Annotated in this window: 27 protein-coding genes; 4 read left to right on the top strand and 23 right to left on the bottom strand. The window is 69.9% G+C overall.

Annotated elements, in window-relative coordinates; genetic code table 11:
• Positions 1-23: 23 nt before the first annotated feature.
• The gene (gene infC / locus AC07TY_RS17220; RefSeq protein WP_494786119.1) at positions 24-683 is read right to left on the bottom strand and encodes a translation initiation factor IF-3; all 660 of its coding nucleotides are present in this window, start codon (positions 681-683) and stop codon (positions 24-26) included.
• Between the two features lie 250 nt (positions 684-933).
• Here infC and AC07TY_RS17215 point away from each other — a divergent pair, with 250 nt between their 5' ends.
• Positions 934-1,275 (top strand): DUF1844 domain-containing protein, encoded by a 342-nt coding sequence (locus AC07TY_RS17215; protein WP_123506489.1) that lies wholly within the window; start codon positions 934-936, stop codon positions 1,273-1,275.
• Here AC07TY_RS17215 and AC07TY_RS17210 read toward each other — a convergent pair.
• From AC07TY_RS17210 to AC07TY_RS17185, 6 genes are all read right to left on the bottom strand, one after another.
• The gene (locus tag AC07TY_RS17210) at positions 1,268-2,086 is read right to left on the bottom strand and encodes an SseB family protein (protein WP_494786118.1); all 819 of its coding nucleotides are present in this window, start codon (positions 2,084-2,086) and stop codon (positions 1,268-1,270) included. The genes AC07TY_RS17215 and AC07TY_RS17210 overlap by 8 nt on opposite strands.
• Positions 2,086-2,832 carry a bifunctional 1-(5-phosphoribosyl)-5-((5-phosphoribosylamino)methylideneamino)imidazole-4-carboxamide isomerase/phosphoribosylanthranilate isomerase PriA gene (gene priA, locus AC07TY_RS17205; RefSeq protein WP_488625964.1) on the bottom strand — a complete coding sequence of 249 codons (747 nt, stop codon included), beginning with the start codon at positions 2,830-2,832 and terminating at the stop codon, positions 2,086-2,088. The genes AC07TY_RS17210 and priA overlap by 1 nt, the downstream gene beginning before the upstream one ends.
• 40 nt (positions 2,833-2,872) lie before the next feature.
• Positions 2,873-3,580 (bottom strand): imidazole glycerol phosphate synthase subunit HisH, encoded by a 708-nt coding sequence (hisH, locus tag AC07TY_RS17200; protein WP_488625963.1) that lies wholly within the window; start codon positions 3,578-3,580, stop codon positions 2,873-2,875.
• A complete protein-coding gene (gene hisB / locus AC07TY_RS17195) occupies positions 3,577-4,191 on the bottom strand; it encodes an imidazoleglycerol-phosphate dehydratase HisB (protein ID WP_488625962.1) in 615 nt (204 codons plus the stop codon). Before hisB ends, hisH begins: the two co-directional genes overlap by 4 nt.
• Positions 4,188-5,273: a histidinol-phosphate transaminase gene (locus AC07TY_RS17190; RefSeq protein WP_488625961.1), complete on the bottom strand. Its 1,086-nt coding sequence runs from the start codon at positions 5,271-5,273 to the stop codon at positions 4,188-4,190. The genes hisB and AC07TY_RS17190 overlap by 4 nt, the downstream gene beginning before the upstream one ends.
• A 272-nt stretch (positions 5,274-5,545) precedes the next feature.
• Positions 5,546-5,914, bottom strand: coding sequence for a LysM peptidoglycan-binding domain-containing protein (locus AC07TY_RS17185; protein ID WP_123505964.1), 369 nt, complete (start codon positions 5,912-5,914; stop codon positions 5,546-5,548).
• Positions 5,915-6,191: 277 nt separating this feature from the next.
• Here AC07TY_RS17185 and lexA point away from each other — a divergent pair, with 277 nt between their 5' ends.
• Positions 6,192-6,881 (top strand): transcriptional repressor LexA, encoded by a 690-nt coding sequence (gene lexA, locus AC07TY_RS17180; RefSeq protein WP_488625960.1) that lies wholly within the window; start codon positions 6,192-6,194, stop codon positions 6,879-6,881.
• 82 nt (positions 6,882-6,963) lie between these two features.
• On the opposite strand, the gene hflX is transcribed toward lexA, so the two are convergent.
• Positions 6,964-8,493, bottom strand: coding sequence for a GTPase HflX (gene hflX, locus AC07TY_RS17175; protein WP_123505966.1), 1,530 nt, complete (start codon positions 8,491-8,493; stop codon positions 6,964-6,966).
• Between the two features lie 41 nt (positions 8,494-8,534).
• Between hflX and AC07TY_RS17170 the strand changes: the two genes are divergently transcribed.
• The gene (locus tag AC07TY_RS17170) at positions 8,535-9,146 is read left to right on the top strand and encodes a class I SAM-dependent methyltransferase (RefSeq protein WP_494786117.1); all 612 of its coding nucleotides are present in this window, start codon (positions 8,535-8,537) and stop codon (positions 9,144-9,146) included.
• A gap of 714 nt (positions 9,147-9,860) precedes the next feature.
• Here the strand turns inward: AC07TY_RS17170 and dapF are convergent.
• From dapF to thyX, 13 genes are all read right to left on the bottom strand, one after another.
• Positions 9,861-10,757 (bottom strand): diaminopimelate epimerase, encoded by an 897-nt coding sequence (gene dapF / locus AC07TY_RS17165; RefSeq protein ID WP_494786116.1) that lies wholly within the window; start codon positions 10,755-10,757, stop codon positions 9,861-9,863.
• Complete coding sequence (gene miaA, locus AC07TY_RS17160; protein ID WP_494786115.1) at positions 10,754-11,692, bottom strand: tRNA (adenosine(37)-N6)-dimethylallyltransferase MiaA; 939 nt, start codon at positions 11,690-11,692, stop codon at positions 10,754-10,756. The genes dapF and miaA overlap by 4 nt, the downstream gene beginning before the upstream one ends.
• A 3-nt stretch (positions 11,693-11,695) precedes the next feature.
• The gene (gene miaB, locus AC07TY_RS17155) at positions 11,696-13,375 is read right to left on the bottom strand and encodes a tRNA (N6-isopentenyl adenosine(37)-C2)-methylthiotransferase MiaB (protein WP_494786114.1); all 1,680 of its coding nucleotides are present in this window, start codon (positions 13,373-13,375) and stop codon (positions 11,696-11,698) included.
• Positions 13,376-13,552: 177 nt separating this feature from the next.
• Positions 13,553-14,434, bottom strand: a complete 882-nt coding sequence (locus AC07TY_RS17150) for a regulatory protein RecX (protein ID WP_494786113.1) — start codon at positions 14,432-14,434, stop codon at positions 13,553-13,555.
• 164 nt (positions 14,435-14,598) lie between these two features.
• Positions 14,599-15,708 carry a recombinase RecA gene (gene recA / locus AC07TY_RS17145; protein ID WP_488625954.1) on the bottom strand — a complete coding sequence of 370 codons (1,110 nt, stop codon included), beginning with the start codon at positions 15,706-15,708 and terminating at the stop codon, positions 14,599-14,601.
• Between the two features lie 445 nt (positions 15,709-16,153).
• Positions 16,154-16,378, bottom strand: coding sequence for a DUF3046 domain-containing protein (locus AC07TY_RS17140; RefSeq protein ID WP_123505970.1), 225 nt, complete (start codon positions 16,376-16,378; stop codon positions 16,154-16,156).
• A 125-nt stretch (positions 16,379-16,503) separates the two neighbouring features.
• Positions 16,504-16,812, bottom strand: a complete 309-nt coding sequence (locus AC07TY_RS17135) for a helix-turn-helix domain-containing protein (protein WP_123505971.1) — start codon at positions 16,810-16,812, stop codon at positions 16,504-16,506.
• 122 nt (positions 16,813-16,934) lie between these two features.
• A complete protein-coding gene (locus AC07TY_RS17130; RefSeq protein ID WP_494786129.1) occupies positions 16,935-17,405 on the bottom strand; it encodes a CinA family protein in 471 nt (156 codons plus the stop codon).
• Between the two features lie 17 nt (positions 17,406-17,422).
• Positions 17,423-18,079, bottom strand: coding sequence for a CDP-diacylglycerol--glycerol-3-phosphate 3-phosphatidyltransferase (gene pgsA, locus AC07TY_RS17125; protein WP_494786112.1), 657 nt, complete (start codon positions 18,077-18,079; stop codon positions 17,423-17,425).
• A gap of 4 nt (positions 18,080-18,083) precedes the next feature.
• Positions 18,084-20,984 carry an FtsK/SpoIIIE family DNA translocase gene (locus AC07TY_RS17120; protein ID WP_494786111.1) on the bottom strand — a complete coding sequence of 967 codons (2,901 nt, stop codon included), beginning with the start codon at positions 20,982-20,984 and terminating at the stop codon, positions 18,084-18,086.
• 177 nt (positions 20,985-21,161) lie between these two features.
• Positions 21,162-22,838, bottom strand: a complete 1,677-nt coding sequence (locus tag AC07TY_RS17115; RefSeq protein WP_488625951.1) for a ribonuclease J — start codon at positions 22,836-22,838, stop codon at positions 21,162-21,164.
• 59 nt (positions 22,839-22,897) lie between these two features.
• Complete coding sequence (dapA, locus tag AC07TY_RS17110) at positions 22,898-23,875, bottom strand: 4-hydroxy-tetrahydrodipicolinate synthase (protein WP_494786110.1); 978 nt, start codon at positions 23,873-23,875, stop codon at positions 22,898-22,900.
• 63 nt (positions 23,876-23,938) lie between these two features.
• Entirely contained in the window at positions 23,939-24,640 is a 702-nt protein-coding gene (thyX, locus tag AC07TY_RS17105; RefSeq protein WP_123506493.1) for an FAD-dependent thymidylate synthase, read from the bottom strand.
• Between the two features lie 125 nt (positions 24,641-24,765).
• On the opposite strand from thyX, the gene AC07TY_RS17100 reads away from it, so the two are divergent.
• On the top strand, positions 24,766-25,674 hold the full coding sequence (locus AC07TY_RS17100) for a TIGR01777 family oxidoreductase (RefSeq protein ID WP_488625949.1): 909 nt from the start codon (positions 24,766-24,768) through the stop codon (positions 25,672-25,674).
• A 43-nt stretch (positions 25,675-25,717) separates the two neighbouring features.
• Here the strand turns inward: AC07TY_RS17100 and AC07TY_RS17095 are convergent, their stop codons facing one another.
• Both AC07TY_RS17095 and dapB read right to left on the bottom strand, forming a co-directional pair.
• On the bottom strand, positions 25,718-26,161 hold the full coding sequence (locus AC07TY_RS17095) for a hypothetical protein (RefSeq protein ID WP_488625948.1): 444 nt from the start codon (positions 26,159-26,161) through the stop codon (positions 25,718-25,720).
• Positions 26,158-26,901, bottom strand: coding sequence for a 4-hydroxy-tetrahydrodipicolinate reductase (gene dapB, locus AC07TY_RS17090; RefSeq protein WP_494786109.1), 744 nt, complete (start codon positions 26,899-26,901; stop codon positions 26,158-26,160). Before dapB ends, AC07TY_RS17095 begins: the two co-directional genes overlap by 4 nt.
• Between the last annotated feature and the right edge of the window lie 28 nt (positions 26,902-26,929).

Here is a 26,929-nt window from a genome sequence, read left to right as displayed (position 1 = left end):
GGGTGGCGCGAAGCGGGCCGGTGTTACTCGGCCGGTGCCTCGGTGGTCGTGGTCTCGGCGGCGGCAGCGGGTGCCTCCGCAGGTGCGGGATGCTTGGGGGGCTTGTTGGCCTGCTTGCGAGCTTCGGACTCGGCTTTCGCCTCGGCCTTGTTCTTCAGCGGACCGATGACCATGACCATGTTGCGGCCGTCGATGGTGGGGTTGTTCTCGACAGTGCCCCACTCCTGCACGTCCTCGGCGAAGCGCTGGAGCAGACGGACGCCCTGCTCGGGACGCGACTGCTCGCGACCGCGGAACAGGATCATGGCCTTGACCTTGTCGCCGGACTGGAGGAAGCCCTCGGCGCGCTTGAGCTTGGTCTCGTAGTCGTGCTTGTCGATCTTCAGGCGGAAGCGAACCTCTTTGAGGATCGTGTTCGCCTGGTTGCGCCGGGCCTCCTTGGCCTTCTGCGCAGCCTCGTACTTGAACTTGCCGTAGTCCATGATCTTTGCGACGGGCGGCTTCGAGTTCGGTGCAACTTCGACCAGATCCAGGTCGGCCTCTGCGGCAAGGCGCAGAGCCATGGCGATGGGGACAACGCCCACCTGCTCGCCGGCGGGTCCGACAAGTCGGACCTCAGGGACGCGGATGCGGTCGTTGGTACGGGGATCGCTGATGCGGGGCTCCTCTAACTGAGTCAACACGCGACGGTTGGTCACGCGGGCGAAAGAGGAGCGGTCGATGCACGTCGGAACAGGCATCCACACCCTTACAGCTGAACTCGCGTGCAGTGCACGTGAAGATCGGGGTGACAACTACCCGGTAACCTGAGGTCGCGGGTGGGAGAGACTCCACTTTCAATACGGGCGCAGGCGCCCGTAGCCGTCTAGAAGCTTAGCAGAGAGAATGCCAGTGAGCCACACCAACGCCGATCACGTCTCGCCCTACGACTCGATGGGCGACGGCGTCGACGAAGTCGGCGCCGAACGCGACATCGCCGAGGTGCCGGCCGTCGAGGTCATCAACACCGTAGCCGTCCACCTCCTCAGCGCCGCGGCCGTCAAGGTCGGGCTCGCCGACTCCCCCGACGAGCAGACCGACCTCGACGAGGCCCGCAAGCTCATCACCGCCCTGGCCGGCCTCGTCACGGCCGCAGCCCCCGAGATCGGCGACACGCACGCGCGGGCTCTTCGCGACGGACTGCGCAGCCTCCAGCTGGCGTTCCGCGAAGCCTCGCCGATCCCGGACGCCGTGGGGCAGGGGCCGGGCGAGAAGTACACCGGGCCCGTCAACTAGCGGCGACGACCTTGAGACCCAGGCTGTCGACGCGCTCCGCGATGACCGGGTCAAGGGCCCAGGCCTGCTGAAGTCGCTGGAGCAGGGCCGACAGCTCGGCGCGGTCGAGCCCCGGCCGGAGCCCCAGCTGCACGACGACCTCGGGCCCCGTGAGCGCGGACGGTCCAGGCTGGGGCGCGAGTCCGACGGATGCGACTGCGGGCTCGAGCTCGACCGACGCGACGAACGCCCGGGCTACGTCGGGATCGAGGGCCGCCGGGACCCACGGCAGGTCCTGCGCAAGAGCCCAGAGTGCTGGTCTCCGCACGCCGAACTCGGTCTCCGAGCCGGGATCGAGCACCATCAGCTCGGTCGACTCCGCCGCCGCCGCGATGGCGATCCGGCGCGACTGCGCAGGAACTGGACGTGCGAACCTGTTCCACGCCTGGAGCGTCCGCACCGAGGTGAAGGCCGGCAGCACCGTGCGGCCGTCGGGGCCGGCCACGGTCACGATCGCGAGTTCCTGCGTCTTGTCGACCCGTACGCCGTGCTCGCCCGCGCCCTCGTCGCCCGCGTGCGCCAGGAGCGGGATGAGGAGGCGGGCGGCGCGCAGGGCGTCGAGCACCGCCGCCTCGTCGGCCTGCCCTGCGAGATGGGCTTCGAGCGCGGCCAGGAGGGCGGGGTCGGCTGATCCGTCGTCGCCGGCGTAGGCGGTGTCGTGCGCCTGGAAGGTGCGCCCCTCCCAGGGGTTCCCGGCGCTGTCGGCGCCGAGCGACCGGGCGAATCCGTGCGCCTCGGCCTGGTCGTGGCCGTGATCGAGCGGCTCGGCCATCAGTGCCCGGCGACGTCCAGAGCCGCGCCGAGCGTGAAGGCGCCCGCGTAGAGGGCCTTGCCGACGATGGCGCCCTCGAGGCCGTGCGGGACGAGCTCGCGGAGTGCGACCAGGTCGTCGAGGCTGGAGATGCCGCCCGAGGCGACGACCGGGCGGTCGGTGCGCTCCATGACCTGCTTGAGGAGCTCGATGTTCGGCCCCTGGAGAGTGCCGTCTTTCGTGACGTCGGTGACGACGTAGCGGGCGCAGCCGGCCTCCTCGAGGCGGGCGAGCACCTCGAACAGGTCGCCGCCTTCCTGCGTCCAGCCGCGCGCGGCCAGCGTCGTGCCGCGCACATCCAGGCCCACCGCGATGGCGTCGCCGTACTGGGCGATGACGTGGGCCGCCCACTCGGGGTTCTCGAGGGCGGCCGTGCCGAGGTTGATCCGCTTCACGCCGGTCTCGAGGGCCGCCTCGAGCGACGCGTCGTCGCGGATTCCGCCTGACAGCTCGACGTCGATGCCCTTGACGTGCGAGATGACGCGGCGGATGACCTCGCGGTTGTCGCCACGGCCGAAGGCCGCATCGAGGTCGACCAGGTGGAGCCACTCGGCGCCCTGGTCTTTCCAGTCGGCGGCGGCGTCGACGGGGTCGCCGTAGTTGGTCTCGGTGCCGGCCTCGCCCTGGGTGAGGCGGACGGCCTTGCCGTCGGCGACGTCGACCGCGGGGAGCAGCGTGAGGGCGGGAGTGCTGGTGAAGTCGGTCATGGTGCTTTCCGGTGTGGGTCGCCGCTCGCGGCGGCAGGCGCTAGAGGGTCTGGAGCCAGTTGGTCAGGAGGCGGATGCCCGGGGCGCCGGACTTCTCGGGGTGGAACTGCGTGGCCCAGAGCGGTCCGTTCTCGACGGCCGCCACGAAGGGCCCGCCGTGGTCGGCCCAGGTCACGAGCGGCGACTTGCGCGCGCCGTGGCCGTCGAGCGACCACTCCTGCGCGGCGTAGGAGTGCACGAAGTAGAACCGCTCGTCACGGATGCCCTCGAAGAGCATGGACTCATCGGGAGCGGACACGGTATTCCAGCCCATGTGCGGGAGGACGTCGGCCTTGAGCTCGTCGATCGTGCCCGGCCACTCCCCCAGGCCCTCGGTGGTCTGACCCCGCTCGACGCCGGTCTCGAAGAGCACCTGCATGCCGACGCAGATGCCGAGGACGGGGCGGCCGCCGGCGAGGCGGCGGTCGATCTTCTCGGCGCCGCGCACCGACCGGAGCTGCGACATGACGGCGGAGAAAGCACCCACACCCGGGACGAAGAGACCGTCGGCCTTGGCCACACGGTCGCTGTCGGCCGTGAGCTCGACCTCGGCTCCGGCCAGCTCGAGCGCCTTGATGGCGGAGTGGACGTTGCCGCTGCCGTAGTCGAGGACGACGACGCGGGGGCGGGCCGCGCCGCTCGGAGCCGTGCGGGCAGTGGACTCGGCGGCTTCGGCAGACCCTCTGGCATCGGCCTGAGCGTCGGTCACAGCGCACCCTTGGTCGACGGAATGCCGTCGACACGCGGATCGGGCTCGATGGCGGCGCGGAGCGCACGGGCGAACGCCTTGAACTCGGCTTCGGCGATGTGGTGCGGGTCGCGGCCGCCCAGCACGGTGATGTGCACCGTCAGGCCGGCGTGGAAGGTGATCGCCTCGAAGACGTGGCGCACCATGCTGCCGGTGAAGTGACCGCCGATCAGGTGGAACTCGAAGCCCTCCGGCTCACCGGAGTGCACCAGGTACGGGCGCCCGGAGACGTCGACGACCGCCTGGACGAGCGCCTCGTCGAGCGGGACGAGCGCGTCGCCGTAGCGGCGGATGCCCGTCTTGTCGCCGAGGGCCTCGCGGAGGGCGGTGCCGAAGGTGATGCCGATGTCTTCGACCGTGTGGTGCACGTCGATGTCGGTGTCGCCGGTCGCCTTGAGGTCGAGGTCGATCAGCGAGTGCTTCGACAGGGCCGTGAGCAGGTGGTCGTAGAACGGCACCGAGGAGTCGATGCGCGAGGTGCCCGTGCCGTCGAGGTCGAGGGATAGGTCGATGCTGGACTCGCTCGTGGACCGCGAGACGGTAGCCGTGCGCGCGGCGCTGTCGGTGCTCATGCTCCGAGCCTAATGTCGCGCATGGCGTCCAGGAACGCGGTCGTCTCGGCCTCGGTGCCCGCGCTCACGCGGAGGTGGCCCTCGATCGCGAGGTCGCGCACGATGATGCCGCGCTCGAGGAGAGCCTCGAAGACGGCGTGCGGGTCGTCGACGCCGCCGAACAGCACGAAGTTCGACCAGGTCGGCCACGCGTGGTACCCGAGCCCGGTCAGCGTCTCGACCATGCGGTCGCGCTGGGCCTTGATGTCGTCGACCATGGCGAGCATCTCGTCGGAGTGACGGAGCGCCGCGACCGCCGCCGCCTGGGTGAGCGACGACAGGTGGTACGGCAGGCGCACGAGACGGAGGGCGTCGATCGCGACCGGGTCGGCCGCGAGATAGCCGACGCGGGCGCCGGCGAACGCGAACGCCTTGCTCATGGTGCGCGAGACCAGCAGGCGCGGACGCCCCTCGAGCAGCGTGACCGCGCTCGGCCGGTCGGCCGGCATGAACTCGGCGTAGGCCTCGTCGACCAGGACGATTCCGCGCGCCGCGTCGTAGGCCGCTTCGATCACGTCGAGCTCCATCGGGGTGCCGGTCGGGTTGTTCGGCGCGCAGAGGAAGACGACGTCGGGGTCGGTGCGCTCGATCTCGGCGCGGACCGTCTCGGGCGAGAGCGTGAAATCGGCGTCGCGCACGCCCTCGACCCACTCGGAGCCGACGCCTCGCGTGATGATCGAGTGCATGGAATAGGTGGGCGGGAAGCCGAGCACACGACGACCAGGGCCGCCGAACGCCTGCAGAATCTGCTGGATGACCTCGTTCGAGCCGTTCGCCGCCCAGATCTGGTCGGCGGTCAGGCCGTGGCCGAGGTACGCGGCGAGGGAATCGCGCAGAGTCGTGAACTCGCGGTCGGGGTAGCGATTGACCTCGAGCACGGCGGCCGCGACCGACTCGACGATGTCTCGCGCCACGTCTTCCGGGATGGGATGCGTGTTCTCGTTGACGTTCAGCGCGACGCGCACCTTCTTCTGAGGGGCGCCGTAAGGCGACTGACCACGGAGGTCGTCGCGGAGGGGCAGGTCGTCGAGAGAAATGGCCACGAGGCTATTTTACGGGGGTCGCGACATGTATTGCGCCCGGTACCGGGTGTCCTTAGACGAGGACGAGGTGCTCGCTCACAAGGCATTCGAGAGCGAGTTGCACGCGCTGCAAGGAACTGCACGGCGCGGCGTGCGCTCATGAAGGATCGCTGCCGCCGAGATCCTTGCGAAGCCCCGCCAAGCACAGCACGCGCGCAGAAGCGCCGCCCCGCGAGTGCGGGACGGCGCCGGGCGACGGTGCGAGCGAGGTGATGCTGCCTGGTTCGAGCTGCCTAGTTCGAATACTTGGTCGGGATCGCGAGCGACTGCCCCGGCATGACCTGCGTGCTCGACAGGTTGTTGAGCGAGACGATGTCGGAGATGACGTCACGCGGATCGGCAGTCGGGGCCACATCTTCGGCGACCTGCCAGAGCGTCTCACCAGCCGCCACGGTGACGTGGTCGAAATGGACGTCGCCCGCTTGGCCGGTGGCGACCGCGCCGCCGCCCGTCAGAACGAAGCCGGCGATGATCGCGACGGCGGCGAGGAGGACGGCGATCGTGAGGACGACGCGACCCCGAGCGGTGATGCGGAGGTGGGAGACGGATGCGGTGCGGGTCGCGGGAGCTGCCGTGGGGAAGGCGGTGATCGTTGCGCTCATGATGCGTACCTCTCTTGTCGATTCTGTCGAGACGACTTGGCTGTGGTCTTCGTGCCAGGCCGCCGGCCGGGGCCGCCTGACACGAAGAGGTGTTCCGAAGAACACTTCCGAACATATCTTCGATTAACACCGATTTCAAGAGGCTCTAGCCGAAAATCGCAGAAAAACCACGCGACACACTCGAACATGTGTTTGTTCTGCTCATTTCGACCGGATACAGTTTCGATCGGTGGGATCAGTAGAACAGCAGCCACCGACATTCGAGAGAGGTGGGCGCGTGCCCGAGGCAACGACTACAGAGGCTGGGCCCGATCCCCGTGCCCGAAAGCCCCTGACGGCGAAGCAGAACCTGATCCTGACGGCCATCCGCGCCTCGATCGCCAGCCGCGGCTATCCGCCGAGCATGCGCGAGATCGGCGACGCCGTCGGCCTCGCCTCCCTCTCCAGCGTCACTCACCAGCTCAACCAGCTCGAGCTCGCCGGTGCGATCCGCCGCGACCCCAACCGGCCCCGCGCTCTCGAGGTGCTCCTCGAGGACCCCGACAAGGTGGTCCCCGAGCCGACGATCGTCCGCTACGACGATGACGACAACGTGACCGCTCGCGTGCCCCTGGTCGGACGCATCGCCGCAGGCATCCCGATCACCGCCGAGCAGCAGGTCGAAGACGTCATGCCCCTCCCCCGCACCCTCGTGGGCAAGGGCGAGCTGTTCATGCTCAAGGTCGTCGGCGAGTCCATGATCGACGCCGCCATCTGCGACGGCGACTGGGTCGTCGTCCGTCAGCAGGGCAACGCCGAGAACGGCGAGATCGTCGCGGCGATGCTCGACGACGAGGCGACGGTGAAGGTGTTCCGGCAGCGCGACGGTCACACCTGGCTGCTCCCGCGCAACTCCAACTTCGAGCCGATCATGGGCGACCACGCGCAGATCCTCGGCAAGGTCGTCGCCGTCCTGCGGTCTCTCTAGGGGCCCGACGGGGCGAAGCCGCCCGAGAATGCCGAATGGCCGCAGGAAGTTCCTGCGGCCATTCGGGTGTGAGGGGTGCGTCTCAGTTGGCGAACTCGCGCAGGGGCGCTGCGTCCTGCGGGTAGACCTTGGCCGTGACGCGCGTGCCCTCGGGGAGGTACTCGACGTCGACGACCGTGCCGATCTCGTGGATCCGCGCGATGACCTCGCCTCGGTCGTACGGGACCAGCAGATCGAGCTCGACCTCGGGCCGCGGCAGGAGCTCCGCGAGCGTGGCACGCAGCTCGTCGATGCCCTCGCCGGTGCGGGCCGACACGAAGATCGCGTCGGGCACCATCCCGCGCAGCACGAGCCGCTGGCTCTCGTCGACCAGGTCGCTCTTGTTGAAGACGACGACCTCGGGGATGTCTCGCCCGTCGACCTCCGAGATGACCTCGCGGACCGTCGCCAGCTGCGCAGCCGGGTCGGGGTGCGAGCCGTCGACGACGTGCACGATGATGTCGCTGTCGTGGACCTCCTCGAGCGTCGAGCGGAAGGCCTCGACCAGCTGATGCGGCAGGTTGCGCACGAAGCCGACCGTGTCGGCGTACGTGAACGGACGGCCGTCGTCGGTCAGCGACTTGCGCACGGTGGTGTCGAGGGTCGCGAACAGGGCGTTCTCGACCAGGACTCCGGTGCGAGTCATCCGGTTGAGCAGGCTCGACTTGCCGGCGTTGGTGTAGCCGGCGATCGCGACGCTCGGGACCGCGTTGCGCGTGCGGTTGGCCCGCTTCGCCTCGCGTGCCGGCTTCATCTCCTTGATCTTCTTGCGCAGGATCGCCATCCGGGTGTGGATCCGGCGTCGATCGAGCTCGATCTTCGTCTCACCCGGACCGCGCGAGCCCATTCCGTTGCCGGCGCCGACCTGGCCACCGGCCTGGCGCGACATCGACTCGCCCCAGCCGCGGAGCCTCGGGAGGAGGTACTCGAGCTGCGCGAGCTCGACCTGCGCCTTGCCCTCGCGGCTCTTGGCGTGCTGGCTGAAGATGTCGAGGATCACGGCCGTCCGGTCGATCACCTTGACCTTCACCACGTCTTCGAGCGCACGACGCTGGCTCGGTGCCAGCTCGGTGTCGGCGATCACGGTGTCGGCACCGAGTGCCTGCACAGTGGCCTTCAGCTCGAGCGCCTTGCCCGATCCGAGGTACGTCGACGGGTCGGGGTTCGGCCGGCGCTGCAGGAGGCCGTCGAGCACGACGGCGCCCGCGGTCTCGGCCAGGGCGGCGAGCTCGCGGATCGAGTTCTCGGCGTCCTGGAGCGACCCCTGGGAGTACACGCCGATCAGCACGACGTTCTCGAGCCGCAGCTGTCGGTACTCAACCTCGGTGACGTCTTCGAGCTCGGTCGACAGACCGGCCACACGCCGGAGCGCCTGGCGGTCGGCGACGTCGAGCTGCTCGCCGTCGAAGCTCTCGTCGCGGCTGGTGCCCGCACCGGAGAGCCCTTCGGTCTGGATCGCCTGGGCCGGAGCGAACACGCTCAGACCAGCCCTCGACGACGCGTTGCTCAGGATGCGGTCGACGACGTCGTCGCTCTCCTCGCGCGGCGCATCGGTGCTGGTGTGCTCAGTCATTGCAGTCACATTAGACCTTTCAGGTTCGATAATCTGTGGGGATGGCCAGCGAGCACTACTTCTCATCGCAGCCGTCGAGTGAGCTCCGACCGCGTGAGATCACGGTCGAGCTCGCCGGGCGCGAACTCTCTCTGGCGACCGCCGCGGGCGTCTTCAGTCCGGGGCGGATCGATCCGGGCACCGCAGTGCTTCTCGGATCCATGCCGACGCCACCGCGCGACGGCACTTTCTTGGATGTGGGTTGTGGATGGGGGCCGATCGCTCTCACGCTCGCGCTGCGCTCGCCCGAAGCCGAGGTATGGGCCGTCGACGTGAACGAGCGTGTACTCGAGCTTCTCCGCGAGAACGCGAAGCGGGCCGGGCTGACGAACGTGCACGCCGTGCTGCCGGGCGACGTGCCCGACGACCTCGTCTTCGACGGGATCTGGTCGAACCCGCCGATCCGGGTCGGCAAGCAGACCTTGCACGACATCCTGTCGGCGTGGCTGCCGCGTCTCGGCATCGACATGGAGGCGTACCTCGTCGTCGCGAAGAACCTCGGAGCCGACTCGCTCCAGCGCTGGATCGCCGACGAACTCGGCCCGGTCGTGGAGATCGAGCGGGATTCGACGTCGAAGGGCTACCGGATCTTGCGGGCTACGCGGCTGGCCTGACGAGGCGCTGGCGTGACGAGCTGCTGGCCTGACGACTTGCTAGCCTGACGCGCCGAGTGTCGCGGTCGGGACTGTTCGCTTGATACGAACTGGTGCAGGAACTGCACGGGGAGACTTCGGTCTCAGATGAAGAACTTCATTGTGCGAGTTTAGCGGGTTGGCGGCGCTGAGGCCAGGGGTGGGCGGTGGCTGGGTCGCGCCGGTGGGGTCGGTGGTGGCGGGGTGCGAGTTCCTGCGCCCGCGGTGAGGGGTTGCGTGTCGGCGCGCGTGCCCTCCGAAGCGGCACAGCCCCGCGGCAATCGCGGCGGGATCGAACCGGAACGGCGGGTGCGACGCCGCCGGGGCCCACCCCGACCCAGCAGAGCCCGCCGAAGCGGCGCAGCCCCGCCGCAACCGCGGCGGGATTGAGCCGGAACGGCGGGTACGACGGCGCCGGGGCCCACCCCGACCCCACAGAGCCCGTCGAAGCGGCACAGCCCCGCGGCAATCGCAGCGGGATCGAGCCGAAACGGCGGGTACGACGCCGCCGGGGCCACCCCGACCCCACGGAGCCCTCCGAACCGGCACAGGCCCGCCAGGCAGCCGGCGGGATCGAGCCGAAACGGCGGGTGCCACGCCGCCGGGCCCGCCCCGACCCGGCCGAACCCGCCGAAGCGGCACAGCCCCGCCAGGCAGCCGGCGGGATCGAGCCGGAACGGCGTGTGCAGCCCCGCGTCAGATCGCGAGCTCGCCGGTGAACACCAGCTCGGCGGGGCCGCTCAGCGAGACGTGCTCGCCGTCTTCGGTCGCGAACATGCGGACGCCGACCGTGCCGCCGGGGACGTCGACGCGCCACTGGTCGGGCGCGCTGTCTCCGGCGTAGTACCGGACGGCCAAGGCGGCCGCGGCCGCGCCCGTGCCACACGAGAGGGTCTCGCCTGAGCCGCGCTCGTGGACGCGCATCGAGATGCGGCCGACTCCGTCTGCGACGAGCGGCTCGGCCGGGACGACGAACTCGACGTTGGCGCCGGCGGTGGGGACCGGGTCGAGGACGGGGATGACGGTGAGATCGATACCGGCGAGCTCGTCAGCAGAGGCGAGGGCCACGACGACGTGCGGGTTGCCGACGCTGAGGCCGAGGCCGGGTCGCGCTGCGTGGAGGTCGCGGGCGCGCACCTCGGGGTGGTCGTCGGAGAGCGACCAGCGGCCCAGGTCGACCTGGAAGCCGGCGCGGTTCAGCTGGACGTCACGGACACCGGCCCGGGTGCCGATCGACAGGGTCTCCCCGGGCTCGAGCGTCGCCAGACCCTGCTCGAGGAGGTAGGCGGTGAAGACGCGGATGCCGTTGCCGCACATCTCGGCGACGCTGCCGTCGGCGTTGTGGTAATCCATGAACCACTCGGCCTCGGGCTCTTCGGCCAACGTGGCCGCCCCCTCGGGGTGGCTGGCGCTGCGGACGGCACGGATGACTCCGTCGCCGCCGACTCCGAAGTGACGGTCGGCCAGCGCGCGGATGCGATCGGGCGTCAGGTCGAACGTTCCGTCGGGGTCGGCGAAGAGCACGAAGTCGTTGCCCGTGCCCTGGCCTTTGGTGAAGCGGACGACGGTGGGGATGGTGGCGGTGGTGGTCACCCGGTGAGTGTATCGGCGACCGCTGACACGGCGCTGGCGAGGTCGCCACGGCTCTCGACCCAGGTCACGCGCGGGTAGCGCTTGAACCAGCTGACCTGGCGTCGGGCGTAGCGACGGGTCAGCTGCTTGGTGAGGTCGCGCGCCTCGGTCTCGGTCAGCTCGCCGCGAATCTCGGCGATCGCCTGCGCGTAGCCGATGGCGCCCGAAGCCGTGACGCCCAGCGCGGGGCCCTCGGCCAGCAGCCCCTCCACCTCGGCGAGGAGGCCCTGCCGCCACATGTCGTCCACGCGACCGTCGAGGCGCTCCACCAGCACGTCGCGGTCGTCGCGGAGCCCGACAAACGCGGCAGGACGCCAGAGCGGGGCGTCTTCGGGAAGCCCCACGGCGAAGTGCTCGCCCGTGATCTCGCCCACCTCGAGGGCTCGCACGATGCGGCGGGCATTGTGCGGGCCGATGGCGAGGGCGGCAGCGGGATCACGCTCCTTCAGGAGGTCGTACGCCGCTCGGGTCCCCCGCTCGGCAGCCAGCCGCTCGTAGCGCTCGCGTACGACCGCGTCCGTGCCCGGGAAGCGGAAGTCGAACACGGCGCCCGAGACGTAGAGCCCGGACCCGCCGACCAGGATGGCGACCGCCCCGCGCCCCAGGATCTCGTCGACGACGTCGCGCGCCCGCCGCTGGTACCACTCGACGCTCGCCTCGTCCGAGACCTGGAGCTCGTCGAACAGGTGGTGCGGGACTCCGCGGCGCTCTGCCGGCGGAAGCTTGGCCGTGCCGATGTCCATCCCCCGGTACAGCTGCATCGCGTCGGCGTTGACGACCTCGGCGCTTCGGCCCCTGCGGCCCAGCTCGTCGGCCAGGTCGAGGGCGAAGTCCGACTTGCCGGTGCCGGTGGCCCCGACCACCACGGCGAGGTCGGGATGCTCGGAGTCCGTCACGCCCTAGGCGAGGTCGGCCGGGCGACGCTCGCCGTCGAGTGCGTCGTAGATCGGAGTGGTCACGGCGGCGCCCTCACCGGTGCCGCCCGCTCTCGTCGGGGCCGGGACTCCGACGCGCAGCGTGGGCAGGCCGAGCGACACACGGGCCGGAGCGCCGGAGGCGGTCGCAGCGCCCGCGGGCGTCGTGACCGCTGGCACACCGCAGGAGGCGGCCTGGGCGGCGTCCCAGGCGTCGCCCGCGCGGGTCCGGCGCACCTCGTAGATCGAGCCGTCGGGCTGGTCGGCGAGGAGGTAGAACGGCTTCGCCTCGGTGATGCGGACGCTCACCATGTCGCCGGGACGCGGCACGTCGCCGCCCTCGGGAACCTCGAAGTGCACCAGGCGCGAGTCGGCGGCGCGGCCCGAGAGGCGATGCGTCGCCGTGTCTTTGCGCCCTTCGCCGGTCGCGACGAGCAGCTCGACGAGAGCGCCGACCTGCTTCGCGTTCTCCTCGGCGCTGATCCGGTCTTGCAGGGCGGTGAGCCGCTCGAAGCGCTCCTGCACGACCTCCTTGGCGATCTGGTCGGGCAGGTCGGCCGCGGGCGTGCCGGGCCGGATCGAGTACTGGAACGTGAACGCCGTGGCGAACCGCGACTGCTCGACGACGCGGAGGGTCTCTTGGAAGTCCTCCTCCGTCTCGCCGGGGAAGCCGACGATGATGTCGGTGCTGATCGCCGCGTTCGGGATCTCGGCGCGCACCCGGTCGAGGATGCCGAGGAACTTCTCGCTCCGGTAGCTGCGGCGCATGGCCTTGAGAATCCGGTCGGAGCCCGACTGCAGCGGCATGTGCAGCTGCGGCATCACCGAGGGGGTCTCGGCCATGGCGTCGATGACGTCGTCGGTGAAGGCCGCGGGGTGCGGACTGGTGAAGCGGACGCGCTCGAGGCCGTCGATCTGGCCCGCGGCGCGGAGCAGCTTGGCGAAAGCGCCGCGGTCGCCGAACTCGACGCCGTACGAGTTGACATTCTGCCCGAGCAGCGTGACCTCGACGGCCCCGTCGTCGACGAGGGCCTGGATCTCGGCGAGGATCTCGCCCGGGCGGCGGTCCTTCTCCTTGCCGCGGAGCGACGGGACGATGCAGAACGTGCAGGTGTTGTTGCAGCCGACCGAGATCGACACCCAGCCGCTGTACGTCGAGTCGCGTTTCGTGGGCAACGTCGACGGGAACACGTCGAGCGACTCGAGGATCTCGAGCTGCGCCTCGTCGTTGTGGCGTGCTCGCTCGAGCAGCGTCGGCAGGGCACCCATGTTGTGAGTGCCGAAGACGACGTCGACCCACGGCGCCTTGTCGAGGATCACCGACTTGTCTTTCTGGGCGAGGCACCCGCCGACGGCGATCTGCATGCCCTCGTGGGTCCGCTTCGTCTTGGCCAGGTGGCCGAGCGTGCCGTAGAGCTTGTTGTCGGCGTTCTCGCGGACTGCGCACGTGTTGATGACGACGATGTCGGCCTCGGCTCCGTCGGCCGGAACGTAGCCGGCGGCCTCGAGCGAGCCGCTCAGGCGCTCCGAGTCGTGCACGTTCATCTGGCACCCGAAGGTGCGCACCTCGTAGGTGCGGGGCGCGGGGCTCGCCGCTGCCCCGGTGGTGGTGGCTGCTGCTGCAGCGCTGGCCGCTGCCGCGCTTGCTTCGAGGACCGTCGACATAGTCCCCCAGTGTAATTCGGCATTCGCGGGCCGAGCACCGGTCGCCTCATGGGGCCTACGCCGCACGGCCCGGCCGTGGCGCTCCCGCGTCGCCTCCGGCCGTGCCACTGAGCGCCGTCGCGCCGCGCACGACCGCTGGCGCGCGCTCGGCGCCGCCGGCCCCGCCCCCGCCAGGGGCTACTCGAAGCGGACGCCGCCCCGTGACGAGCCACCGCGTGGCAGCGCCTTCTCGACCGCACGGCGGATGACCTCGGACCGGTAGCCGCGTCGCATCAGGTAGCCGTTGAGACGGCGCTCGGCGGTCGCCTGGTCGAGCCCGCGGAGCTGCCCGGCGCGCTTGCGCGCCCACTCGTCGGCCCGCGACTGCTCTTCGTCGTCGTCGATCTCGTCGACCGCGGCTTCGATGGCCTCCTGTGCGAGGCCCCGCTGACGCAGCTCGGCGGTGATGGCGCCCTTGCCGAGACCCTTGCGGTCTTGCTTGGTGCGGACCAGGTTCTCGGCGAGCTCGGCGTCGTTCAGGAGACCGACTCCTTCGAGCCGCGCGATCTCCTCCTCCACGACCTCGTCGGGGAGGTCACGGGATCGGAGGGTCTTCGCCAACTCGGACGAGGAGACCCCGCGGCGCGACAGCGCGTGCATGCTGATGTTCTCGGCTCGGGCACGCGCGGCGTCGAGAGTCTCAGCGGGCTCGTCGTCTGACTCGTCGGCGTCCATCTCGGCGGCATCGATCACGGCGGCGTCGATCTTGTCGGGGAACTCCGAGCCGGATCGGACGGGGTCGGACTGTGCGCGACCGGGGACGGCCCCGCCTTCGCGGCGCCCCACGGGGAGCGACGTCACGGCCGACAGGCGCTCGCGCGCCTCGGACTTCGCGGCGAACGCCTCGTAGGTCGGGAGGGGCCGGGCCTGCCCCGCGGCGTCGAGATCGGATTCGGCCGCGCGGGATCCTGCGCCCGAAACCGAGTCGAGGTCGTCGGGCGTCTCGTCGGCGTCAGCCAGCGTCTCGTCGGCGTCAGCCAGGGTCTCATCGGCGCCTGGGGCGGCATCGTCGGCCCACACGGAATCCGCCCTGGCCCACGGGGAGCCTGCCGAGCCTTCCGGCACACCGGCGGCGCCATCGCGAGGACCAGCCTCGCCGGCGGGGCCGCGCTTCGAAGCACGGCCCCCGCCGAAGAGCGGCGTGACGGGAGCGAGGTCGTCGCCCCCGGTGGAGTCGGCGATGACTACGCGCCCTTGCGCTCGGCCAGCTTGCGCTGGGTCGCCGAGAGGGTCGGGGCGGCCGGCTCGCCGGATGCGGCGGCGGCAGCGTCGTTGGCTGCCTTGGCCGCGGCCCCGTCGGTGCCGACGCCGAGCTTCGCCAGGATCTTCTGCTCGATCTCGAGTGCGATCGACGCGTTCTGGAGCAGGAAGTTGCGCGAGTTCTCTTTGCCCTGGCCGAGCTGGTCGCCCTCGTAGGTGTACCAGGCGCCCGACTTGCGGACGATTCCGTGCTCGACGCCGAAGTCGATCAGGCTGCCCTCACGCGAGATGCCGACGCCGTAGAGGATGTCGAACTCGGCCTGCTTGAAGGGCGGCGCCATCTTGTTCTTGACGACCTTGACGCGGGTGCGGTTGCCGACTGCGTCGGTACCGTCTTTCAGGGTCTCGATGCGGCGGATGTCGAGGCGGACGGACGCGTAGAACTTGAGCGCCTTACCGCCGGCGGTGGTCTCGGGGCTTCCGAAGAAGACGCCGATCTTCTCACGCAGCTGGTTGATGAAGATCATCGTGGTGCCGGTCTGGCTGAGGCCACCGGTCAGCTTGCGGAGAGCCTGCGACATGAGTCGGGCCTGGAGGCCGACGTGCGAGTCGCCCATCTCGCCCTCGATCTCGGCACGGGGCACGAGCGCGGCGACGGAGTCGATGACGACGAGGTCGATGGACCCGGAGCGCACGAGCATGTCGGCGATCTCGAGGGCCTGCTCACCGGTGTCGGGCTGCGACACGAGGAGGGCGTCGATGTCGACGCCGAGCTTCTTCGCATACTCGGGGTCGAGCGCGTGCTCGGCGTCGATGAAGGCGGCGATGCCGCCGGCGGCCTGAGCATTCGCTATGGCGTGAAGGGTGAGCGTCGTCTTACCCGACGACTCGGGCCCGTAGATCTCGACGATGCGCCCGCGGGGAAGACCGCCGATGCCGAGTGCGACGTCGAGGGCGATCGACCCCGTGGGGATGACGGCTACGGGAGCGCGCTCGTCGCTGCCGAGGCGCATGACGGCGCCCTTGCCGAACTGACGATCGATCTGAGCGAGAGCCGTCTCGAGGGCCTTCTCGCGATCTGCAACTGAGGGCATGATGTCTCCTTCTCGGTCGTCGCGCGGACGGCCGGGGTCGTCGCCGTCGAGCGATGCTCGTCGACGTCAGTCGGTGCGCCTATAGGCTGTCGCGTCTGCCCGGGCCGGTGGTGCAAGGCCAGGAGGTGTTCGACAAGGCTCAGGGGAAGCGCTGTTGCCGAGAACGTTACGGAGAGCCACCGACACTCGAAGCGCCGCTCAGCCATCTGTGGAGAACCCGGCACCGGAGCGCCCCTGTGGAGGAGAGGCTAGCACCCGACCGAACACATGTTCGAGTGAGCGGCGCGGCGTGTCGACCTCCGAAATTCAAGGAGATTTTGGCCGTGTAGGCCCAACCCGCGGCCATCGCAGGCCACGCCGGCGAAAATCTCCTTGAATTTTTGGGACGCGGGCGGGCAGGAGGCCAGGCGGGGCCGGCAGGAGGGCGGAGCGCCGGCGGCGCGGACTACGGGCGCGGCTTGGGCAGCCCGACGCCGTAGCGGCGCGACTCGGGCACGTTCTCTACCTCGCATAGGGCAAGCCACACGTCGCGCGGGTCGTCGCCCCGGCCGATCGCCTCGTCGGCCGACACGCTGCCGAGCGCCGCCAGCACGACGTCGCGCGTCACGACCCGGCCGTACCCTTCGCCGAACTCGTCGACGACCGCTCGGGCGAACTCACTCTTGCGCACGCGTCGAGGCTACCCGCGCAACGCCGACCCCGAACGCAACGCGACCTGAACGCGCCGAACCCGACCCCGGACGCACGAACGCCCCGGCCGACAGGCCGGGGCGTTCGTGTGACTCGCGGAGAGCTCTAGCGGACCGCGAGGTCGGCGTCGAACTCGGCGACGAGGTCGTCGGGGAGCGTGTCGGGAACGGGGCTGAGCCCCTCGAGGACCGCCATGCGGTCACCGACCTCACGCATGATCGTGGAGATGGGCGTCTCGAGAGCATCCGCTACCGAGGCGAGGATCTCAGAGCTGGCCTCTTTCTGGCCACGCTCGACCTCACTGAGGTAACCGAGCGCGACACTGGCCTTGGATGCGACCTGACGAAGCGTGCGGCCCTTTTGCAGGCGGAAGTCACGAAGGACGTCACCGATTTCTTGACGTACGAGAACCATAGGACCCTCCTCCTGAGGACGACCCACCGTGATCGGAGTACCAGGTGGGTAGGTGCAACTGTAATCAGCAATGTCTGGATGTGCCGTGCGACCTGAGAGATGTAACAGGACTGAAACCCGCGCTATTCCCTGAACCGCTCGACCACCCGCTGAAGTGCTGCAAGTGATTCGGCGACTGTAGCCGATCGGATTGCCTGGCGGTCACCCTCCAGTGCGAGGGGCACCACTTCGACATGATTCTCCCAGGCGATACCCACGTAGACGGTGCCGACCGGCTGGCCGTCCTGGGGGTCGGGGCCGGCGACACCTGTCGTCGCGATTCCGAACGTGGGCCGGGCGTGGGCGATGGTGAGGCGTTCTCGGACACCCGTCGCCATGGCCGCCGCGACGTCGGGGTGGACCGCGCCGTGCTCGGCGAGGAGAGCCGCGGGCACCCCGAGGAGCGAGTGCTTGACCTCGGTCTGGTAGGCCACCACTCCCCCGGCGACGACGCTGGAGGCGCCCGGCACGGAGACGAGCTCGGCGACGAGCAGTCCCCCGGTGAGCGACTCGGCGACGGCGACGGTGAGTTCCTGCGCCCGAAGAGACGCCATGAGGTCGACGACGAGCGTCACGCTGCGCCGTCCGCGGGGGTGCGCGATCGCGAGTGCTGGAGCGCGACCCGCATGTAGTCGAGCCCCGACAGCACGGTGGCGAGGAAGGCGGCCGACATGAGCACGATGTTGACCCAGTTGAACCAGTCGCCCAGCCAGGTGGTGAACGGGAAGAGGGCGAGCGTCAGGGCCACGCCCTGCAGCAGCGTCTTGAGCTTGCCGCCGCGCGAGGCGGGGATGACGCGGTCGCTGAGCGCGACGAAGCGGTAGACCGTGATGCCGATCTCGCGCACGAGGATGACGATGGTCACCCACCAGGGCAGCTCGCCCAGCACCGACAGCACGATGAACGCGCCGCCGGTCAACACCTTGTCAGCCAGCGGGTCGACGATCTTGCCGAAGTCGGACACGAGGTTCTGCCGACGCGCGAGGAACCCGTCGAGGCTGTCGGTCAGGATCGCCACCACGAAGATGACCGCGGCCCACACCCGCAGAGCCCCCATGCTGCCGTCGTCGACCACCAGCAGGACGAAGAACAGCGGCGCCATCAGGATCCGCACCACCGTGATGATGTTCGCGATGTTGGCGGTCGAGGCCGGTCCGTCGCCGCGACTGACGATCCTCCCCGTCAGGGGGAAGGTCTTCGCGCGGGGGGACGCAGGTTCGTGGCTCATGGGATCAGTCTCGTCCTGTCAGACCCCAGGCGTCCTCCGAATCGTCGGCGTCGACCTCTCGGTACCCCGAGGTCATGTCGCCGACCGGGTCGGCGGAGTACCGGTCGTCGGACGGCGCCGAGGGCGGAGTGCTGCGCTCAGGAACTCGCGCCCCCGACCCCGCGCCGGGATCCTCCCCGCCGCGGATCTTCGCCAGCACCCCCGGGAGCTGCTCCACGGTCACCAGGACGTCGCGCGCCTTCGACCCCTCGGAGGGCCCCACGATGTCGCGCGACTCCATGAGGTCCATGAGCCTGCCGGCTTTGGCGAAGCCGACGCGCAGCTTGCGCTGGAGCATCGACGTCGAGCCGAACTGGGTCGACACGACGAGCTCGGCGGCGGCGAGCAGGAGCTCGAGGTCGTCGCCGATGTCGCCGTCGATCTCTTTCTTCTCGACGACCTGGGCCACGTCGTTGCGGTACTCGGGGCGGGCCTGGCGGGTCACGTGCTGGACGACGTCGTTGACCTCGCTCTCCTGCACCCACGCGCCCTGGACGCGCATGGCCTTGGACGCCCCCATGGGCAGGAAGAGCGCGTCGCCCTGGCCGATGAGCTTGTCGGCGCCCGGCTGGTCGAGGATGACCCGCGAGTCGGTCACGCTGGTCACGGCGAAGGCGAGGCGCGACGGCACGTTGGCCTTGATGAGGCCGGTGACGACGTCGACGGACGGACGCTGCGTCGCGAGCACGAGGTGGATGCCCGAGGCGCGGGCCAGCTGCGTGATGCGGACGATGGAGTCCTCGACGTCGCGCGGAGCGACCATCATCAGGTCGGCGAGCTCGTCGACCACGACGAGGAGGTACGGGTACGGCTTGAGCGAGCGCTCGCTCCCCTGCGGCAGCACGATCTCGTTGTTGACGACGGCCTTGTTGAAGTCGTCGATGTGGCGGAAGCCGAACGACGCGAGGTCGTCGTACCGCATGTCCATCTCCTTGACGACCCACTGGAGCGCCTCGGCCGCCTTCTTGGCGTTGGTGATGATGGGCGTGATCAGGTGCGGCACGCCGGCGTAGATGGAGAGCTCGACGCGCTTCGGGTCGATGAGGACCATCCGCACCTCGCTCGGCTTGGCGCGCATCAGCAGCGACGTGATCATCGAGTTGACGAAGCTCGACTTGCCGGAGCCGGTGGAGCCGGCGACCAGGAGGTGGGGCATCTTCGCGAGGTTGGCGACGACGAAGCCTCCCTCGACGTCCTTGCCCACTCCGATGGTCATCGGGTGCGCGCTCTTGGTCGCGGCCGACGAGCGGAGCACGTCGCCGAGCGACACGATCTCGCGGTCGGTGTTCGGGATCTCGACGCCGATGGCGCTCTTGCCGGGGATCGGCGAGAGGATGCGGACCTCGTTCGACGCGACCGCGTACGAGAGGTTCTTCGCCAGGGCGGTGACCTTCTCGACCTTCACGCCCGGGCCGAGCTCGATCTCGTAGCGGGTGACCGTCGGTCCGCGGCTGAAGCCGATGACGCGGGCGTCGACGTTGAACTGCGTCAGCACCTCGGTGATGGCCGCGACGATCGTGTCGTTCGCCTCGCTTCGCGTCTTGGCCGGGTCGCCCGGGCTGAGGGTCGAGACCGCGGGCAGGCGGTAGGGCGCCTCGTCGTCGTCGGTGTCGGCGATCTCGAAGCTCGGACGCTCGTCGGCGGGGTCGGGCTCGAAGAACTCGGCCGCGGCGTCCGAGGGGCCGAGTGCGGCCGCGGCGGGCAGGACGACGGGTGCGGGTGCGGCGACCGGCGGGGTCGGGATGGCGGCGGCGCTCGTTCCTGCGCCCGGTGCGACAGCAGGAGCCCCGGACAGGCCGAGCGCACTCTTGGCGGCTGCGGCCTCGGCGAAGCCCAGCCCGGAGAGGACGTCGGTCGGGAAGTCGTCTTCGGTCTTCGGGCCCTCGATGATGTCGGTGAACGAGTTCGCCTCCTCGCGCGGCTTGCGGCCTCGGCTCTTGCGCGCGACGGGGCCGGTCTCGGCGACCACCGGGGAGTCGTAGGCGGGGTCTTCCTCGCGGCCGCTCTTGTTGCGGCGCCACCAGGGGAGCTCGGCGGCCTCGTCGTCTCCGTCGACGGCGTCTTCGATCGCGGTCGACGAGAGGGCCTTCGACGATCCTGCCTTCGCTCCCTCGGCACCGGGCTCGGACGGACCGGGGGCGCCGAAGAGATAGGCGTAGAGCTCGTGCAGGCGTCGGCCGATGTGGTTCGGCGGCGTCTTCGTGATGATGAGCAGCGAGAGCGCCAGCACGATGGAGACCACCGGCACGGCCACCCAGACGGTCAGGAGGTTGACCATCCACGAGGCGACCACCCAGCCGAGGATCCCGCCGCCGGAAGCCAGGCCGGCCATGCCGCCGGACGCCTCGGGCCGCCCGCCGTAGATGTGGCAGAGCCCGGAAATCGAGACGACCATGAGGCCCAGGCCGATGCCGATGCGCGTGTTGTCGTGGACCGACGCCGGGTGCCGGAACAGCCAGCCCGCGAACACGACCATGATCACGGGCAGGGCGTAGGCGACCCGCCCGAACAGCCCGCCGAACGTGTAGTGGTCGAGGGCGATGGCCGCGGCGTTGCCGGGGTTGAGCCACTCCACGATCGCTCCGGCCACCGCCAGGAGCACGAGGAAGAACGGCACCCCGTCACGACGCTCCGCAGGATCGAGCGACTCGCGGCCGAGCACGCGGAATCCGGCGCCGACCACGTGGGCGAGCCCGAGCCAGGCGCGTGTTCCGATTCCGGGGCCGTGATCGATGACGACCGGGGCCTTGGCGGCAGGGAGCTTCTTGGTCGGTGCGGCGCCGCCCCGCGGGCCGGAGCCCCCGGCGCGCGAGGGTGCGCGATTGGAAGTGCGCGCGCGCGGCGAAGGTTTCGTGCTCGTAGCCATGCGGCAAACGTACCTTGCACCCCCGGTTGAAGGTGTGAAGGATGTTGCGCGTGTTCGGTCGGGCGCCTGCTCCCACGGGCGCAGGGCGCAATCGCATCAGAGGCAAGGCGGAGCCCCGGGGACGATGGCGGAGCCATGTCCCCGGGGCGACAACATCGCAGGTGAGGTGGGTGAGGCCTACGCCGAGATGACCACCGGGACGATCATCGGGCGGCGGCGGTGCTGCGAGTTCACCCAGCGGCCCACCGTGCGGCGGACGACCTGGCTGAAGGCGTGCGCGTCGCGGGTGCCGTTCTGCGCGGCCTCGGTGAGCGCCGCGACGATCTTCGGCTTGACGTCGTCGAAGACCGACTCGTCTTCGGCGAAGCCTCGCGATTGGATCTCCGGCCCCACGACGATGCGGCCGGTCTGCGGGTCGATCGCGAGGAAGATGCTGATGAAGCCCTCTTCGGCGAGAACGCGGCGGTCTTTCAGGTCGGCGTCGGTGATCTCGCCCACGGTCGAGCCGTCGACGTAGACGTAGCCGAGGTCGAGCTGCCCGACGACCTTCGCCACACCGTCGCGGAGGTCGACGACGATGCCGTCCTGCCCCGTGATGATGTTCTTCGGGTTGACGCCGGTGCGCTCGGCAAGGGCGGCGTTCGCGTAGAGGTGACGGTGCTCGCCGTGGACCGGGAGGACGTTCTTCGGGCGCAGGATGTTGTAGCAGTAGAGCAGCTCGCCCGCCGAGGCGTGGCCCGAGACGTGCACCTTCGCGTTGCCCTTGTGCACGACGTGGGCGCCGAGCTTGGTCAGGCCGTCGATCACGCGGTAGACCGCGTTCTCGTTGCCCGGGATCAGGCTCGAGGCGAGGATGACGGTATCGCCCTCGCCGATCTCGATCTGGTGCTCGAGGTTGGCCATCCGGGCCAGGACCGCCATCGGCTCGCCCTGCGACCCGGTCGACATGTAGACGATGCGGTCGTCGGGGAGGTCTTTCGCCTTCTTCGAGTCGATGAGGACGTTCTCGGGCACCCTGAGGTAGCCGAGGTCGGCCGCGATCGTCATGTTGCGGATCATCGAGCGGCCCATGAAGGCGACGCGGCGGCCGTTCATGTGCGCGGCGTCGAGCACCTGCTGCACGCGGTGCACGTGGCTCGAGAAGCTGGCGACGACGACGCGACGCGGGGCTCGGGCGATGATGTCGTCGAGGACCGGGCCGATGTCGCGCTCGAGAGCGGTGAAGCCGGGCACGTCGGAGTTCGTCGAGTCGGGCAGGAAGAGGTCGACCCCCTCTTCGCCGAGTCGCGCGAAGGCGCGGAGGTCGGTGATGCGGTTGTCGAGGGGCAGCTGGTCCATCTTGAAGTCGCCGGTGTGGAGCACCAGGCCGGCCGACGTGCGGATGGCCACGGCCAGAGCGTCGGGGATGGAGTGGTTGACGGCGATGAACTCGAGCTCGAACGGGCCGAGCTTCTCGATCTGCCCTTCCTTCACGGCGAGCGTGTAGGGCTTGATGCGGTGCTCCTTGAGCTTCGCCTCGACGAGCGCGAGGGTCAGCGTGGAGCCGAGCAGCGGGATGTCCTGACGGAGGCGCAGGAGGTAGGGCACGGCGCCGATGTGGTCTTCGTGGCCGTGCGTGAGCACGACGCCGAGGATGTCGTCGAGGCGGTCCTTGATCGGGGTGAAGTCGGGCAGGATCAGGTCGACGCCGGGCTGGTGCTCTTCGGGGAAGAGCACGCCGGCGTCGACGATCAGGAGCTTGCCGTCGAGTTCGTAGACGGTCATGTTGCGACCGATCTCGCCGAGACCGCCGATCGGGATGACTCGGAGGGTGCCCTTCGCGAGGGCGGGAGGGGACTGAATCGTTGTGGGCATGTGTTCCTTGGTGTTCTGGTGTGAGGCCGCGAGCCTCCGGTGTAAGTCGTGGGGCGCGCCTAGCGCGTGGTGCCGTGCACCTTCGGGAGCGCACCGCCGGCGGCCGCATTGCGGTCGGGGCGGAACCTCGAGAAGTCGACGCCGGGGATCTCGCCCACGTGCGACAGCTCGTCTTCGATGAGGGCGGCCTCCGTGTCTTCCGGCCCGACGAGCGGGAGGCGCACGCGGGGGCTCGAGATACGGCCGAGGCCGTGGAGGATGTACTTGGCGGCGACGGTTCCGGGCACGTGGGTCATGACGGCGCGCACCAGCGGCTCGAGCTGCCTGTGGGCGGCGGTCGCGGTGTGGAGGTCGCCCGCGTTGACCGCGTCGACGATGGTCCGGTACGGGGCCGCGGCGATGTTGGCGGTGACGCCGATGAGGCCGGTCGCGCCGATGGCCAGGTGCGGCAGCACGTTGGTGTCGTCGCCCGAGAAGTAGAGCAGGTCGGTCTGGTTGAGCACTCGGCTGACCTCGGCGAAGTCGCCCTTCGCGTCTTTGACGCCGACGATGTTCGGGTGCTTGGCGGCGCGCAGGATCGTCTCGTACCGGATCGGGACGCCGGTGCGGCCGGGGATGTCGTAGAGCAGCACAGGCAGGTCGGTCGCGTCGGCGATCATGCGGAAGTGCGTGAGGATGCCGGCCTGCGTGGGCTTGTTGTAGTAGGGCGTGACGATCATGACGCCGTCGGCGCCGGCCTTCTCGCTGGCCTTGTAGAGCTGGATCGCGTGCGCGGTCTCGTTCGAGCCGCCGCCGGTGATGATCTTCGCGCGGCCGGCCGCCACCGACTTGCCGACCTCGACGAGCTTGAGCTTCTCGGGGTCGGTGAGGGTCGAGGTCTCGCCCGTGGTGCCGGTCACGACGATGCCGTCGGCACCCGCGCTGATGCAGTCGTCGATGTGCTTCTCGACGCCCGGCCAGTCGACTTCACCGTCGGCGGTGAAGGGGGTCACGAGAGCGACGAGGACCTGCCCGAAGGGGTTGGAGATGTTCGACACCCCTACAGAGTATCGGGATCGACGCCCCTCCCCTACCGCCGGGCGGCGACGCAGCGATCGCCGTCAGGGGGCGACGCGGCCGTTCTTCTCGAACGCGGAGTAGGTGAGCGGCATGAGGCCGGCCCAGATGTCTTCCATCTTCTCGGCGCACATCTCGATCTCGCGCTGCGGGAAGGAGGGGAAGTGCGTGCCCTCGCGCTTGGTGCGCAGGCTGAGGAAGTTCATGAGCGAGCGGGCGTTCACCGTGACGTACATCGACGAGTAGATGTTGAGCGGGAGGACGATGCGGGCGACCTCGCGGGCCACGCCAGCCTCGAGCATCTTCTGGTATGCGTCGAAGGCGAGCGTCGACGAGGCGCGGGTGGCCTCCGACACCAGCTCGTACTGCTCGGGGCTGCCGGGCAGGAAGTCGTAGGCGCCGGGCTTGCCGACCTGCACGAGGTTGCGGTTCTCAGCGGGCACGTAGAAGACGGGGTTGAGCTCGCGGTAGCGGCCCGACTCCTCGTTGTACGACGCCATGCGGTGCCGCATGAACTCGCGGAACACGAAGATCGGCGCCTGCACGTAGAAGGTCATGGAGTTGTGCTCGAACGGCGAGCCGTGGCGGTCGCGCATCAGGTAGTTGATGAGGCCCGCGCCCTTGGGGGCGCCATCGCTCTCGGGGGCCTGCGCCGACTCGAGCGTCTGCTCGCCCATCGTCGACACGCGCGCGGCGAACAGCACATCGGAGTCATGGGCGCTGGAGCGGACGAGCTCCACCGTCATGTCGCTGCGGAACTCGATCTCGGGTGCGGTGGGGGTCTCATCGGTCACGCAACGAGACTACCCGTAGCGGTCGCGGACACGGTCAGCGCGCCCGCCTAGTGTGAGGGATCGACGAAGGGCAGGCAATGACAGCAGAGCACGGCACAGGACTCACGGTCTTGATAGCGGGGGCATCGGGCCTGATCGGCACGGAGGTCGCGAAGCAGGCCCGGGCGAAGGGCCATACGGTCCTCACGCTGGTGCGTCGCCCGACGACGAACCGCGACGAGTTCACCTGGTCGCCGCAGGCCGGGATCCTCGACTACAACCTGCTCGACCGGGCCGACGCCGTCATCAACCTCTCGGGCGCCTCGCTGTCGAAGCTGCCGTGGACGCGCTCGTACAAAGACGAGATCCGCCAGTCCCGGGTCGACGCCACGCACACTCTGGCCGACGCGATGCACCACGCCGCCACGCCGCCGTCGGTGTTCCTGAGCGGCTCGGCCGTAGGCATCTACGGCGACAGGCCGCTCGACATCCTCACCGAGGAGTCTCCCCGCGGCACCGGCTTCCTCGCCGACGTCGTCTCGGACTGGGAGGCCGAGGCCCACCAGGCGCCCGAGGGCACCCGCGTCGCCACGGTCCGCACCGGCATCGTCGTGGGCCCCGGCGGCGCGATGAAGCCGATCCTGGGGCTGACCCGCGCGTTCCTCGGCTCGCGTCTGGGCAACGGCGCTCAGATCTGGCCGTGGATCAGCCTCCGCGACGAGGCCGCCGCGATCGTCCATCTGCTCACCTCGTCGCTCGAGGGCCCCGTCAACCTCACCGGCCCGGTCGCGGCGACGAGCGACCGCCTCACGGCTCGCGTCGCCAAGGACCTCGGGCGCCCGTACAAGCTCGCCGTGCCCGACTTCGCCATCCGCACTCTGCTGGGCGACGCCGGCCAGGAGATGCTGCTGTCGAGCCAGAAGGTCGTGCCCGAGAAGCTGCTCGCCGACGGCTTCGTCTTCCGCGACGAGACGATCGAGAGCGCGCTCGACACCCTCCTGAAGTAGGGGCAGCAGGCTTTCCCCGCAGGAACTCGGGGCGGTCGCCTTCTCAGCGCTCCGCGCGCCGCAGAGAGAACGACTTCCGCATGGCGCCCCGCGCGCGGCGACGGTCGCCGCAGGCGTCGTACGCCAGGCCCAGGCGGAACCACGCGCGCCAGTCGTCCGGTGCCTGCTCGACCGCGGTCGCGTAGGCGGGGAACGCCGAGTCGGCCGCCTCGCGCTCGTAGCGCCCCGAAGGCCGCTTCGGCAGGTCGTCGACGGGCAGCGCGCCCTCGGCGCCGAGCTGGGTGACGATGCGCTCGGTGAGGATGCCGAAGCGGAGCTCGAAGAGCAGCGCGACGACTCCGATGACCGGCAGCACGAACAGCGCGATGCCGAGGATCACGGCGACGACCTCGCCGGTCAGGATGAACAGGACGGCCCGCTGCGCGACGAGCACGAGGTAGACCACGAGGAGCGCGCACATCACGAGCGCGGCGATGCGGCCCTTCACTGCTGAGCGGGCCCGAGCGGCAGGACCTTGTCGAGCCCCACGACCACGCCCTGGATCGACGGGGCCGCGGCGAGGGCGACGCGGATGCCCTGCTCGTACGCTGTCTGCGACGTCGTGTCGTGCTGCAGCGACAGCGTCTCGCCGGGGCCGCCGAACACGACCTCCTGGCGGGCCTCGATGCCCGGCAGGCGGAGGCTGTGCACGGGCACGCTGGCGACCTGCTGGCCGCGGGCGCGCTGGTCGACATGGGGGGCGACGACCGGACCGAGGTCGCGCCTCGCCGCGGCGATGAGCTCGGCGGTGCGGATCGCGGTGCCCGACGGCGAGTCGACCTTGCCGGGGTGGTGGGTCTCGATGATCTCGACGGACTCGTAGAAGCGCGCGGCCATGGTGGCGAACGTCGTCGCGAGGACGGACCCGACGGAGAAGTTGGGGACCACGAGGACGCCTGGGCCCGCGACCTCGGCCACGATCCTGCGCAGGTCGGCGAGGCGGGGCTCGGACCAGCCCGACGTGCCGACGAGCACCGGGATGCCCGCGCGGACCGCCGTCTCGACGATGCCCGGACTCACGGCGGGAACGGTCACGTCGACGACCAGGTCGGCCCCCTCGACGGCGGCCAGGTCGTCGCGCGACGACAGCGCCGCGTGCAGCTCGAGCGAGTCGCTCCCGTCGATGAGGCGGCGGAAGAGGCCGCCCATTCTTCCGGTGGCTCCGACGACGGCGACGCGAGTTGACATGCCCCCAACCTACCGGGGTCGGTAGCAT

Source organism: Frondihabitans sp. GW821-FHT04F02, from assembly GCF_059420045.1.
This window is presented reverse-complemented; position numbering and strand designations above follow the sequence as displayed.

Coding starts and splice junctions, on each gene's coding strand:
- dapB (WP_494786109.1), bottom strand. CDS start 26,901: ATGTCAACTCGCGTCGCCGTCGTCGGAGCCACCGGAAGAATGGGCGGC.
- pgsA (WP_494786112.1), bottom strand. CDS start 18,079: ATGAGCCACGAACCTGCGTCCCCCCGCGCGAAGACCTTCCCCCTGACG.
- hisB (WP_488625962.1), bottom strand. CDS start 4,191: ATGAGCACCGACAGCGCCGCGCGCACGGCTACCGTCTCGCGGTCCACG.
- thyX (WP_123506493.1), bottom strand. CDS start 24,640: ATGACGGTGGAGCTCGTCCGCTCCAGCGCCCATGACTCCGATGTGCTG.
- AC07TY_RS17170 (WP_494786117.1), top strand. CDS start 8,535: ATGGCCAGCGAGCACTACTTCTCATCGCAGCCGTCGAGTGAGCTCCGA.
- miaB (WP_494786114.1), bottom strand. CDS start 13,375: ATGTCGACGGTCCTCGAAGCAAGCGCGGCAGCGGCCAGCGCTGCAGCA.
- AC07TY_RS17120 (WP_494786111.1), bottom strand. CDS start 20,984: ATGGCTACGAGCACGAAACCTTCGCCGCGCGCGCGCACTTCCAATCGC.
- AC07TY_RS17130 (WP_494786129.1), bottom strand. CDS start 17,405: ATGGCGTCTCTTCGGGCGCAGGAACTCACCGTCGCCGTCGCCGAGTCG.
- AC07TY_RS17215 (WP_123506489.1), top strand. CDS start 934: ATGGGCGACGGCGTCGACGAAGTCGGCGCCGAACGCGACATCGCCGAG.
- hflX (WP_123505966.1), bottom strand. CDS start 8,493: ATGACTGAGCACACCAGCACCGATGCGCCGCGCGAGGAGAGCGACGAC.
- AC07TY_RS17210 (WP_494786118.1), bottom strand. CDS start 2,086: ATGGCCGAGCCGCTCGATCACGGCCACGACCAGGCCGAGGCGCACGGA.
- AC07TY_RS17135 (WP_123505971.1), bottom strand. CDS start 16,812: ATGGTTCTCGTACGTCAAGAAATCGGTGACGTCCTTCGTGACTTCCGC.
- AC07TY_RS17185 (WP_123505964.1), bottom strand. CDS start 5,914: ATGAGCGCAACGATCACCGCCTTCCCCACGGCAGCTCCCGCGACCCGC.
- AC07TY_RS17115 (WP_488625951.1), bottom strand. CDS start 22,838: ATGCCCACAACGATTCAGTCCCCTCCCGCCCTCGCGAAGGGCACCCTC.
- priA (WP_488625964.1), bottom strand. CDS start 2,832: ATGACCGACTTCACCAGCACTCCCGCCCTCACGCTGCTCCCCGCGGTC.
- AC07TY_RS17100 (WP_488625949.1), top strand. CDS start 24,766: ATGACAGCAGAGCACGGCACAGGACTCACGGTCTTGATAGCGGGGGCA.
- recA (WP_488625954.1), bottom strand. CDS start 15,708: ATGCCCTCAGTTGCAGATCGCGAGAAGGCCCTCGAGACGGCTCTCGCT.